Source organism: Sanguibacter keddieii DSM 10542, from assembly GCF_000024925.1.
Classification (GTDB): domain Bacteria; phylum Actinomycetota; class Actinomycetes; order Actinomycetales; family Cellulomonadaceae; genus Sanguibacter; species Sanguibacter keddieii.
Genome location: NC_013521.1, coordinates 1,219,226 through 1,231,791 on the forward strand (window position 1 = coordinate 1,219,226; position 12,566 = coordinate 1,231,791).

Here is a 12,566-nt window from a genome sequence, read left to right on the forward strand (position 1 = left end):
GCCGCAGGCAGGCGGGTCGGGGGAGCGGATGTGGGTGGTGCGCGGGATAATCGGACGGTGAGCACGAAGAAGCCTTCAGGTCCCCCCGCCGGCACGTCCGAGACGGACGAGCAGGCGAGCCCGGGCAGCGCAGCGCCGAGCGGCAGCGCGAGCTCCGCGACCGAGGCCAGCGCCGAGCTCAGCGCCGCCCGCACCCGGTGGGCCGAGCTCGCCGAGACCATCGAGGCGCACCAGTTCGCCTACTACGTCCGCGACGCCCCGACGGTCTCCGACGCGGAGTACGACACGCTGCTCCGCGAGCTCGGTGACATCGAGGAGGCGCACCCGCAGCTGCGCACCCCCGACTCGCCGACCCAGCGGGTGGGCGGGACCTTCTCGACGGACTTCGCGGCGGTCGACCACCGCGAGCAGATGCTCAGCCTCGACAACGCCTTCAACGCCGAGGACCTCGACGCGTGGGCCGAGCGCGTGCACCGTGAGATCGGCACCTCGCAGGTGCACTACCTGTGCGAGGTCAAGATCGACGGCCTCGCCATCGCGCTGCTGTACGAGAAGGGCCGCCTGGTCCGTGCCGCCACGCGTGGCGACGGGCGCACGGGTGAGGACGTCACGCTCAACGTCCTCACCATCGAGGGGATCCCGAAGGCGCTCGACGCGTCGGTGAGAGAGGTGCCCGACCTCATCGAGATCCGCGGCGAGGTCTTCATGCTCGTCGACCAGTTCGCCGCTCTCAACGAGGCGCAGGTCGCGGCCGGCAAGCCGCCCTTCGCCAACCCGCGCAACGCGGCAGCAGGCTCGCTCCGCCAGAAGAACCCGAAGATCACCGCCGGCAGGCCGCTGCGCATGTACGCCCACGGGGTCGGTGCGCTGCACTGGGAGGCGGGGACCCCGTCGGAGCTGCGCCGCCAGTCCGACGCCTACGACTACTTCCGGGCGTGGGGCGTGCCGGTCTCCGACCACAACCGTGTGGTCGAGGGCATGCCCGGCGTCCAGGAGATGATCGACTACTACGGCGACCACCGGCACGACATCGAGCACGAGCTCGACGGCATCGTCGTCAAGGTCGACGAGCTCGCGCTCCAGCGTCAGCTCGGCGCCACCAGCCGGGCCCCGCGCTGGGCGATCGCCTACAAGTACCCGCCCGAGGAGGTCAACACCACGCTCCTCGACATCCTCGTCAACGTGGGGCGCACCGGGCGGGTGACACCTTTCGGGATGATGGAGCCCGTGCTGGTCGCCGGGTCGACCGTCTCGATGGCGACCCTGCACAACGGCAGCGAGGTGCGCCGCAAGGGCGTGCTCATCGGCGACACCGTCGTGCTGCGCAAGGCAGGCGACGTCATCCCCGAGATCGTCGGCCCGGTGGTCGACCTGCGCGACGGCTCCGAGCGCGAGTTCGTCATGCCGACCGAGTGCCCGTCGTGCGGCACGACGCTCGCCCCCGCCAAGGAGGGCGACGTCGACATCCGCTGCCCCAACCAGCGGTCCTGCCCGTCGCAGCTGCGCGAACGCGTGTTCCACCTCGCGGGCCGCGGCGCCTTCGACATCGAGGCGATGGGCTGGGAGGCCGCGATCGCGCTCGTGGACCCCGAGCACAACCGGCCGGAGTCCGCGGACGCGGAGGGCGTCCCGGTCCAGGTCCCCGTCCTGGAGACAGAGGCCGGGTTCTTCGACTTCGAGGTCGACGCGCTCGCGGACGTCCTGGTCTGGCGCGAGAAGAAGAAGGCCGGCGTCGGAACCGGCGTGTGGGAGCAGGTCCCGTTCTTCTGGACCAAGGCGACCGCCAAGACGCCGTCCAAGCCCTCGGCCACCACGGTCAAGTTCTTCGAGGAGCGCGAGAAGGCGAAGGCGCGTCCGCTGTGGCGGGTGCTGGTCGCCCTCTCGATCCGCCACGTGGGCCCCACCGCGGCGCGCGCCCTCGCGACGGCCTTCGAGTCGGTCGAGGCGATCATGGCCGCGACCGAGGAGGAGCTCGCCGCCACCGAGGGCGTCGGTCCGACCATCGCGCGTGCGGTCCGGATCTGGTTCAACGGGCGGTCCTCGGTCGAGCCTGTGCCGGTGGCAGCCGCGCCGACTACCGAGGCCGACACCGACGAGGCCGACACCGACGAGGCCGACACCGACGCGGTCCCCGGTGACGGCGTCGAGCTGCCGGCCGACGCCGTCCCCGGCGACGGAGCGCCTCCCGCGGACGCACCGGACCCGGGCAAGGCCTCCTCCGCGGACGAGGTCCACGACGAGGACGACGACGTCGAGATCGACGGCTCCGACTGGCACCGCGAGATCATCGACCGCTGGAGGGCCGCAGGCGTGCGGATGCGTGACGAGCGCGACGAGTCGATCGTCCGCACCCTCGAGGGGTTCACCGTCGTGGTGACCGGATCCTTGGAAGGCTTCAACCGGGACCAGGTCAAGGAGGCGATCATCGTCCGTGGTGGCAAGGCTGCCGGGTCCGTCTCGAAGAAGACCGACTTCGTGGTCGTCGGGGAGAACGCCGGGTCCAAGGAGGCCAAGGCGCGCGAGCTCGGCCTCACTATCCTCGACGAGGCCGGCTTCGTCACGCTCCTCGCCGAGGGACCGCCCGCGGCGGCAGAGCCGCTGCTGGACGACGACGGGGAGCCGGTCGTCGACGGCGAGCCGGCCGTCGGTGAGGTTGAGGCCCCGCTGAGCTGACCCCGGGCGCCCGGGGTCAGCCGATGAGCGCGTCGATGGCCGCGGACGAGAGCACGTGGTCCACGGCCATGGCGCTCGCCCCGAGCACACCGGCGCGGTTCCCGGTCCGCGAGGCGACGATCCGCAGGTGCTGGGTGGCCAGCGGCAGCGAGCGACGGTAGACCACCTCGCGGATCCCGGCGATGAGGTGCTCGCCCGAGCTCGCGACGACCCCGCCGACGACGATCATCGACGGGTTGAGCAGGCTCACGCACCCCGCGAGCACGGTCCCGATGTCGCGCCCGGCCTGCCGGACCGCGCGGCTCGCGTAGAGGTCGCCGGCACGCACGAGCGCCACCACGTCGTTCGACGACGTCGCGGCGAGGCCCGTCGCGGCGAGCTGCGCGGCGACGGCCTGCCCGCTGGCGACAGCCTCGAGGCAGCCGAGGTTCCCGCAGCGGCACGGCACCTCCGAGCGGTCCGACACCGCGACGTGGCCGATGTCGCCGGCGGCACCCTGGGCTCCGCGACGCAGCGCGCCGTCGCTGATGATGCCCGCGCCGATGCCGGTCGCGACCTTGACGAACAGCAGGTCGCTCACGCCCGGCCACTCGGTGCGGTGCTCGCCGAGCGCCATGATGTTGACGTCGTTGTCGACCAGCACCGAGGCGCCGAGCCGCGCGCTGAGCCCCCCGGGGACGTCGACGTCGTCCCACGCGGGCATGATCGGCGGGTTGATCGGTCGACCGGTCGAGTGCTCGACCGGCCCGGGGAGCCCGACGCCCACGGAGACCAGGTCGTCGAGGGTGCGGCCGGTCGACAGGACCAGCTCCTCGCCGGTCTGCGCGACCCAGCCGAGGATCACGTCGGGTCCGTCGGCGATGGCGATGGGGGCCTCGAGCTCGGCGAGCACCGTGGAAGCCAGGTCGGTGACGGCGAGGTGCGCGTGCGTCGCGCCGAGGTCGACGGCGAGCACGACGCGGGCCGCGGGGCTGAAGGCGAAGGTGGCCGGGGGCCGTCCGCCGGTCGAGCTGGCCTCGCCCGCGGGGGCCACGAGACCGGAGGCCATGAGCAGGTCGATGCGGGCGGCGATGGTCGAGCGGGCCTGGCCGGTGACGGCGGCGAGCTCGGCGCGGGTGCGGGGCTGACCGTCCCGCAGCAGCTGGAACAGGTCGCCTGCGCCTGTGGTGCGCGGGACGACGCGGAGCGCCTCCTCGGCCGTCATGGGGTCCACCTCTCGCCGCAGATGAGCGCGACTTTAGCAGATCACGAGCGGATAACGATCAACAAGTTCTCATCTTTTGCTTGACGGTCGACAGAAGTAGCCCCTAGGTTCAGACCCATGGTCACCGTGGACCCACCCTCAGCAGCAGTGCCGCTCCTGCAGATGCGCAGCATCGTCAAGCAGTTTCCCGGCGCCCGTGCACTCGACGGCGTCGATCTCGAGATCCTCCCCGGAGAGGTGCACTGCCTCCTCGGCCAGAACGGCGCCGGCAAGTCCACCCTCATCAAGGTGCTCGCCGGAGCCCACCAGCCCGACGAGGGCCAGGTCCTCGTCCGCGGGGAGGTCGTCACCATCCCGCACCCCGTCGCCGCCCTCGGCCTCGGCATCGCCACCATGTACCAGGAGCTCGACGTCGTCGACGGCCTGAGCGTCACCGAGAACGTGTACCTCGGGCACGAGCTCGCCACCGCGGGCTTCTCCCGCCGCCGGGCCGCCGTCCGCCGCACCCGCGAGCTGCTCGCCCGTCTCGGGCACCCCGGCATCTCGCCCACCCAGGACGTCGGCTCGCTGTCCGCCGCAGGCAAGCAGATCGTCTCGATGGCCCGGGCGCTCTCCCGCGACGCGAGCGTCATCGTCATGGACGAGCCCTCGGCGGTCCTCGACTCCGAAGAGGTCGAGAACCTGTTCCGGGTGGTCCGCGAGCTCACCGCCTCGGGCGTGGCGATCGTCTACATCTCGCACCGTCTCGAGGAGATCCGCGCGATCGGCGACCGCATCACCGTCCTCAAGGACGGCCGCACCGTCGCCCAGAACCTCGCGGTCGCCGACACCCCGACCCCCGAGCTCATCCGGCTCATGACGGGCCGCACCGTCGAGCAGGTCTTCCCGCCGAGCACCCCGCTCGCGGGGGACGCGGAGGTGCTCCTGCGCGTCGAGGGGCTCGGGCTCGCCGGGACGTTCCAGGGCGTGTCCTTCGAGGTGCACGCCGGCGAGGTCGTCGGCCTCGCCGGGCTCGTCGGCTCCGGACGCTCGGAGATCCTCGAGACCGTCTACGGAGCCCGCCGCGCGACCGCCGGGACCGTCCACGTCGCCGGACGACGGACCCGCCCCGGCTCCGTCGGCTCGGCCGTCGACGCCGGCGTCGGGCTCTGCCCCGAGGAGCGCAAGAGCCAGGGGCTGCTCCTCGACGAGCCCGTCTACCGCAACATCACGCTCTCGACCTTCGGACGCTTCGCCCGCGGCAGCCTCCTGCACGAGGGCGACGAGCGGGCCGCCGCGGTGCGGGAGGCCGACGCCCTCGACCTGCGGCCCCGCGACGTCGAGCGCACCGCCCGGACGCTCTCGGGCGGCAACCAGCAGAAGGTGCTGCTCGCCCGCTGGCTCGTGCACGGCTGCCGCGTGCTGCTCCTCGACGAGCCCACCCGTGGCGTCGACGTCGGCGCCCGCGCCGAGATCTACGCCCTGGTCCGCAGGCTCGCCGACGACGGCGCCGCCGTCGTCGTGGTCTCGAGCGAGATCGACGAGGTCCTCGGCATGTCCGACCGCGTCCTCGTGGTCTCCGAAGGATCCGTCGTCTACACCGGCCCCGCCGACTCGATCGACGAGCACGGCGTGCTCGCCCTCGTCATGGAAGGACGTGCCGCATGAGCGAGCACAGGACCACACCCCCGTCAGGGACCGGCGACCGCACCGGTCCTCCACTCACGAAGGGCGGGGCGCGCACCTCGAGCGATCGCCCCGACGACGCCGGGGTCGCCCTCAGCACCCCCGAACCCCTCGACAGCCCCGCCACCACCTCGACCGACAGTCCGCGGCACCAGGGGCTCCCCGGCCTGCACGGCTCCGTCGGCCGCAACCTCGGCCTCGTCCTCGCGCTCGTCCTGCTCTGCGTCGTCGGGGCCGTCACCGGCGGAGAGCGCTTCGCGAGCTTCGACAACGCCCTCACCATCCTCCGGCTCGCCGCCGTGCTCGGCGTGCTGTGCATCGGCATGACCTTCGTCATCACCGGGGGAGGGATCGACCTCTCCGTCGGCTCGGTGCTCGGTCTCGCCACGGTGTGGGCCAGCACCCTCGCCACGCAGACGATGGCGCGAGACACCCACTGGCTCGTCATGGTCGGTGTCGCGCTCGCGGTCGGTGTCGCCTGCGGGCTCATCAACGGCATCCTCATCGCCTACGGCAAGATCGTCGGCTTCATGGCGACGCTCGCCATGATGGTCGGCGCCCGCGGCCTCGCCGAGATCATCGCCAACCGCAAGACCCAGGTGGTGAGCGTCCCGGAGTTCCTCGACGTCTTCCGGGCATCGGTGCTGGGCGTCCCCGTGCTCGTGTGGATGTTCGCGCTCGTGTCGGTCGCCGGCTGGGTGCTCCTCAACCGTACGACCTTCGGCCGCCGCACCGTGGCCGTGGGCGGCAACCCCGAGGCTGCGCGCCTCGCCGGGATCAAGGTCAAGCGCCACACCATGTACCTCTACGCGCTCTCCGGCCTCACCGCAGGCATCGCCGGAGTCATGATGCTCGCCCGGACCACCGCGGGCTCGTCGACCAACGGCCAGATGTACGAGCTCGACGCCATCGCGGCCGTCGTCGTCGGCGGCACGCTCCTCGCCGGAGGCCGCGGCACCATCGTCGGCACCGTCCTCGGTGTGCTCATCTTCACGACCCTCACCAACGTGTTCACGCAGAACAACATGTCCACCTCGGCGCAGGCCGTCGTCAAGGGCGTGATCATCGTCGTGGCCGTCCTCGTCCAGCAGAGGTTCGCGACCCGCAGCCGCACCACCTGACGCCTTCCGGGTGCCCTCCCGGGTGCCCGACCACCACCCCAGACCCGCAGCAGGACGACGATCACAGGAGATTCTCATGTCCGCTCGACTGTTCAGCCAGACCCCGCAGGCCCGCATCGGATCCCCGGAGCGCGGCACCGACCGACGACGCGTCCCCGCCCTCGTGGCAGGCCTCGCCGTCGCAGGCCTCGCACTCTCGGCCTGCACCTCCAACACCCCCGCACCCTCCGACTCGTCGGCCGCCGCGGCACCGGCAGCGGCCTCCGACAACGACGCCTCCGGTGACACCGTCGTCATCGGCTTCTCGGCCCCGGCCGCCGACCACGGGTGGATGGGCGCGATCACCGAGGCCGCCAAGGCCGAGGCCGAGAACTACCCCGACGTCGAGCTCCGCGTCGCGGAGGGCACCAACGACGTCAGCCTCCAGATCAGCCAGATCGAGACCTTCATCAACGACGGCGTCGACGCCATCGTCCTGCTGCCCTTCGACGGGGCGGCCCTCACCGAGATCGCGACCGAGGCGATGGAGGCCGGGATCGTGGTGATCAACGTCGACCGGGAGTTCTCGAGCCCCTTCGCGGCCCGGGCCACGGTGCTCGGCGACAACTACGGCATGGGCGTCAGTGCCGGTACCTACATCTGCGAGCAGCTGGGCGACAACCCCGACGCGGTGGTCGCCGAGATCGCCGGCATCGACTCGCTGCCCCTCACCCAGGACCGCAGCCAGGGCTTCGCCGACGCCCTCGAGGGCTGCGGGCTCGACGTCGACAACCGCGTCGCCGCCGACTTCACCATCCAGGGCGGCGAGTCCGCGACCGCCAACCTGCTCCAGGCCGCACCGCAGATCGACGCGATCTGGAACCACGACGACGACCAGGGCGTCGGCGTGCTCGCCGCCATCGAGAGCGCGGGCCGCGACGAGTTCTTCATGGTCGGCGGTGCCGGCTCGGCCAACGTCATGCGGTCCATCGAGGCCGGCGACACCGTCCTCCAGGCGACCGTCGTCTACCCGTCGACGCAGGCGGCCGACGGCATCAAGATGGCCCGGCTCGCCGTCCAGGAGAAGTCCGTGAGCGACCTCGCCTCCCTCGGCGTCCCGCGCCAGGTCCAGCTCTACGCACCGGTCGTCACCGCTGACAACGTCGACCAGTTCCTGCCCTCCGCCTTCGAGTCCTGACCGACCACCACGACACCGGTGGGACCGGGCGCCTGCCCGGTCCCACCCCACGGAGGGAGCGGACCATGTCCGACGACGGACGACCCCGGCTGGGGGTCGGGATGGTGGGGCACGCCTTCATGGGCGCGGCGCACTCGCAGGCGTGGCGGACCGCACCGCGGTTCTTCGACCTGCCGCTGCGCACCGAGATGACCGCGGTCGCCGGGCGCACCACGGAGAGCGCGAGAGCCGCGGCGGACCGGCTCGGCTGGCTCGGCTCCGAGGCCAGCTGGAAGGACCTCGTGGCGCGCGACGACGTCGACCTCGTCGACATCTGCACGCCGGGCGACACCCACGCCGAGATCGCGATCGCCGCGCTCGAGGCCGGGAAGCACGTGCTGTGCGAGAAGCCGCTCGCGAACTCGGTCGCGGAGGCCCAGCAGATGGCCGACGCGGCCGACGCCGCGGTGCTGCGCGGTGTGGTGGCGATGGTGGGCTTCACCTACCGTCGGGTGCCCGCCGTCCGTCTCGCCCGGCAGCTCGTCGAGGAGGGGCGCATCGGTACGGTGCGGCACGTCCGGGCGCAGTACCTCCAGGACTGGCTGACCGACGAGGAGTCGCCGCTGACCTGGCGCCTCGACAAGGAGCGTGCCGGCTCCGGTGCCCTTGGCGACATCGGGGCGCACGTGGTCGACCTGGCCCAGTTCGTCACGGGGGAGCAGGTGACCGGGGTCTCGGGCATGCTCGAGACCTTCGTCGCCGAGCGCCCTGTCGCGTCGTCGTCCTCGGGGGCGTCGCCCGCAGGGCTGGGCGGCGTCGCCGGGCAGGGGCGCGGGCCCGTCACGGTCGACGACGCGACAGCCTTCCTCGCCCGCATGAGCGGGGGAGGGATCGCGGTCTTCGAGGCGACGCGGTTCGCCACCGGTCGCAAGAACGCCATCCGCCTCGAGGTCGACGGGTCCCTGGGCTCGCTGTCCTTCGACTTCGAGGACATGAACGTCCTCCACCTGTACGACGCCCAGGAACCCGCGAGCACGGCAGGCTTCCGCAGGATCGTGGTGACCGAGCCCGAGCACCCGTACGTCGCCCACTGGTGGCCGGCCGGTCACGGCCTCGGGTACGAGCACGCCTTCACGCACCAGGTGGTCGACCTCGTCGAGGCCCTCGCCACCGGGACCCAGCCGGCCCCGACCTTCCGCGACGGTCTCGTCGTGCAGAAGGTGCTCGCAGCCGTCGAGGAGTCGGCCGCCGACCGCAGCAGCTGGAGGGACGTGTGAGGAACCGACACTGACCCGGAGACCCGGAGCGGTCCGCTGACCGCCGAGGAAGACCTGCTCGACCACCCCAGTCCGTCAGCCCGACCGAAGGAGCCCGTCATGGTCCGTCCGATCACCCTCTTCACCGGCCAGTGGGCCGACCTGCCCTTCGAGGAGGTCGCGGCGCTCGCGGCCGGGTGGGGATACGACGGTCTCGAGATCGCGTGCTGGGGAGACCATCTCGACCCGTGGCGGTGGGACGACGACGAGTACGTGCAGGGACGCCTCGACATCTTGGCGCGGCACGGCCTCCAGGTGCACGCGATCTCCAACCACCTCAAGGGGCAGGCGGTCTGCGACGACCCCATCGACCAGCGGCACCGCGACATCCTGCCCGACGTGGTCTGGGGAGACGGAGACCCGGAGGGGGTGCGCCAGCGTGCCGCCGAGGAGATGAAGCACACCGCGCGCCTGGCAGCCCGGCTCGGGGTGAAGACCGTGGTGGGGTTCACGGGCTCGTCGATCTGGAAGTACGTGGCGATGTTCCCGCCGGTGAGCCAGGAGGCCGTCGACGCCGGGTACCAGGACTTCGCGGACCGCTGGAACCCGATCCTCGACGTCTTCGACGACGTGGGGGTGCGTTTCGCGCACGAGGTGCACCCGAGCGAGATCGCCTACGACTACTGGACGACCGTCCGCACCCTGGAGGCCATCGGTCACCGCGAGGCCTTCGGGCTCAACTGGGACCCGAGCCACATGGTGTGGCAGGACATCGACCCCGTGAGCTTCCTCTGGGACTTCAAGGACCGGATCTACCACGTGGACTGCAAGGACACGAAGAAGCGCATGAGCAACGGCCGCAACGGCCGGATGGGCTCGCACCTGGCGTGGGCCGACGGCCGCCGCGGGTGGGACTTCATCTCGACCGGGCACGGCGACGTCCCGTGGGAGGACGCCTTCCGGATGCTCAACACCATCGGGTACGCAGGGCCGATCTCCATCGAGTGGGAGGACGCCGGCATGGACCGGCTGGTCGGCGCGCCCGAGGCGCTCGAGTTCGTGCGCAGGCTCGCGCTCGACGCACCCGAGGCTGCGTTCGACGCGGCGTTCAGCGCGCGCTGAGCGACGCTCTGACCAGGGTGACCGCGGTCACGGGGGAGCGGCTTGGCAACGGCGAGGGCGTCGCGTAATGTTCTCGAGGTCAGCCCGACCGGGAGACACAGACACCACTGCGAAGCTCTTCGGAGCCGGCGCGAAGTGGCTGGTCCCGGGGTTCGGCATCCTCCTCATGAAGGCTTCGCAGGTCCGCCTGCGCCTGGTAGTGTGGAGGGCCTGGTTCGGCCGGTGCGGGACTTCGAGTCTGGTGCTGGTAGATGCGGTTCGAGTCGCTCGGAAGAGTGGTTCGGAGGGCCGCGGAGATCAGGTAGTCTTCACCAGGCCCGCTTCACCGGGTTAATGCGCTGGAAACGGCGGGTTGACGCAGGGTTGCGAGTCGGGTAAGTTTGAACGGTTGCCTCACGCCAGACGCTCAGTAATGAGTGAACGGGTGATGCGCGTCCGCTCCTTGAGAACTCAACAGTGTGCTTAATAGTCAATGCCAAGACCCCTCGTCTTGGGTTGGTACCTGATCTTTCGGTCGGGGCTGATGTTGGACGAGGTTTATTTGGTATGAATTGAAAACGCAAGTTTTCGGTTTGTAGCCTTGATTAATCAAGTTCTCTCTTTGCAGGGAGGCTTGCTTCGTATGGTTGTTAACTGGTTTCGGCTGGTTGATAGCAAACATTTACGGAGAGTTTGATCCTGGCTCAGGACGAACGCTGGCGGCGTGCTTAACACATGCAAGTCGAACGGTGACGCTAGAGCTTGCTCTGGTTGATCAGTGGCGAACGGGTGAGTAACACGTGAGTAACCTGCCCTTGACTCTGGGATAACTCCGGGAAACCGGGGCTAATACCGGATACGAGACGCGATCGCATGGTCGGCGTCTGGAAAGTTTTTCGGTCAAGGATGGACTCGCGGCCTATCAGCTAGTTGGTGAGGTAACGGCTCACCAAGGCGTCGACGGGTAGCCGGCCTGAGAGGGCGACCGGCCACACTGGGACTGAGACACGGCCCAGACTCCTACGGGAGGCAGCAGTGGGGAATATTGCACAATGGGCGAAAGCCTGATGCAGCGACGCCGCGTGAGGGATGAAGGCCTTCGGGTTGTAAACCTCTTTCAGTAGGGAAGAAGCGAAAGTGACGGTACCTGCAGAAGAAGCGCCGGCTAACTACGTGCCAGCAGCCGCGGTAATACGTAGGGCGCAAGCGTTGTCCGGAATTATTGGGCGTAAAGAGCTCGTAGGCGGTTTGTCGCGTCTGGTGTGAAAACTCAAGGCTCAACCTTGAGCTTGCATCGGGTACGGGCAGACTAGAGTGTGGTAGGGGTGACTGGAATTCCTGGTGTAGCGGTGGAATGCGCAGATATCAGGAGGAACACCGATGGCGAAGGCAGGTCACTGGGCCACTACTGACGCTGAGGAGCGAAAGCATGGGGAGCGAACAGGATTAGATACCCTGGTAGTCCATGCCGTAAACGTTGGGCACTAGGTGTGGGGCTCATTCCACGAGTTCCGCGCCGCAGCTAACGCATTAAGTGCCCCGCCTGGGGAGTACGGCCGCAAGGCTAAAACTCAAAGGAATTGACGGGGGCCCGCACAAGCGGCGGAGCATGCGGATTAATTCGATGCAACGCGAAGAACCTTACCAAGGCTTGACATACACCGGAATCGGCCAGAGATGGTCGCGTCTTCGGACTGGTGTACAGGTGGTGCATGGTTGTCGTCAGCTCGTGTCGTGAGATGTTGGGTTAAGTCCCGCAACGAGCGCAACCCTCGTCCTATGTTGCCAGCACGTCATGGTGGGGACTCATAGGAGACTGCCGGGGTCAACTCGGAGGAAGGTGGGGATGACGTCAAATCATCATGCCCCTTATGTCTTGGGCTTCACGCATGCTACAATGGCCGGTACAAAGGGCTGCGATACCGCGAGGTGGAGCGAATCCCAAAAAGCCGGTCTCAGTTCGGATTGGGGTCTGCAACTCGACCCCATGAAGTCGGAGTCGCTAGTAATCGCAGATCAGCAACGCTGCGGTGAATACGTTCCCGGGCCTTGTACACACCGCCCGTCAAGTCACGAAAGTCGGTAACACCCGAAGCCGGTGGCCTAACCCCTTGTGGGATGGAGCCGTCGAAGGTGGGATTGGCGATTGGGACTAAGTCGTAACAAGGTAGCCGTACCGGAAGGTGCGGCTGGATCACCTCCTTTCTAAGGAGCTACACACTGGCTCGTTCCGGGGACTACCCCGGTCGGGTTCAGGTGGCCGCTTCCACACTCCGAATGAGGGTGTGGGCGGTTGCTCACGGGTGGAACATTGACTAGGACTCGTCATGAGGTCCGCTGCTAGTACACCAGCTTCGTCTGGTTGGAAGAGAGTGGGTCGAGGGGTGGGG

At 69.2% G+C, this 12,566-nt stretch carries 7 protein-coding genes and 1 rRNA gene; 7 read left to right on the plus strand and 1 reads right to left on the minus strand.

Going from position 1 to position 12,566, the window contains the following annotated elements; translation table 11 throughout:
• The first annotated feature begins 57 nt into the window (after positions 1–57).
• Entirely contained in the window at positions 58–2,673 is a 2,616-nt protein-coding gene (gene ligA / locus SKED_RS05125) for an NAD-dependent DNA ligase LigA (RefSeq protein ID WP_012866066.1), read from the plus strand.
• A 16-nt stretch (positions 2,674–2,689) separates the two neighbouring features.
• Here the strand turns inward: ligA and SKED_RS05130 are convergent, their stop codons facing one another.
• Complete coding sequence (locus SKED_RS05130) at positions 2,690–3,877, minus strand: ROK family transcriptional regulator (RefSeq protein WP_012866067.1); 1,188 nt, start codon at positions 3,875–3,877, stop codon at positions 2,690–2,692.
• Positions 3,878–3,994: 117 nt separating this feature from the next.
• Between SKED_RS05130 and SKED_RS05135 the strand changes: the two genes are divergently transcribed.
• From SKED_RS05135 to SKED_RS05160, 6 genes are all read left to right on the plus strand, one after another.
• Positions 3,995–5,524, plus strand: a complete 1,530-nt coding sequence (locus tag SKED_RS05135) for a sugar ABC transporter ATP-binding protein (RefSeq protein WP_174269730.1) — start codon at positions 3,995–3,997, stop codon at positions 5,522–5,524.
• Positions 5,521–6,663, plus strand: coding sequence for an ABC transporter permease (locus tag SKED_RS05140; RefSeq protein WP_012866069.1), 1,143 nt, complete (start codon positions 5,521–5,523; stop codon positions 6,661–6,663). The genes SKED_RS05135 and SKED_RS05140 overlap by 4 nt, the downstream gene beginning before the upstream one ends.
• 76 nt (positions 6,664–6,739) lie before the next feature.
• Positions 6,740–7,840, plus strand: a complete 1,101-nt coding sequence (locus SKED_RS05145) for a substrate-binding domain-containing protein (protein WP_012866070.1) — start codon at positions 6,740–6,742, stop codon at positions 7,838–7,840.
• Between the two features lie 65 nt (positions 7,841–7,905).
• The gene (locus tag SKED_RS05150) at positions 7,906–9,096 is read left to right on the plus strand and encodes a Gfo/Idh/MocA family protein (protein ID WP_012866071.1); all 1,191 of its coding nucleotides are present in this window, start codon (positions 7,906–7,908) and stop codon (positions 9,094–9,096) included.
• A 99-nt stretch (positions 9,097–9,195) separates the two neighbouring features.
• Positions 9,196–10,197, plus strand: coding sequence for a sugar phosphate isomerase/epimerase family protein (locus SKED_RS05155; RefSeq protein ID WP_012866072.1), 1,002 nt, complete (start codon positions 9,196–9,198; stop codon positions 10,195–10,197).
• A 660-nt stretch (positions 10,198–10,857) separates the two neighbouring features.
• A 16S ribosomal RNA gene (locus tag SKED_RS05160) occupies positions 10,858–12,381 on the plus strand.
• The last annotated feature ends 185 nt before the right edge of the window (positions 12,382–12,566 follow it).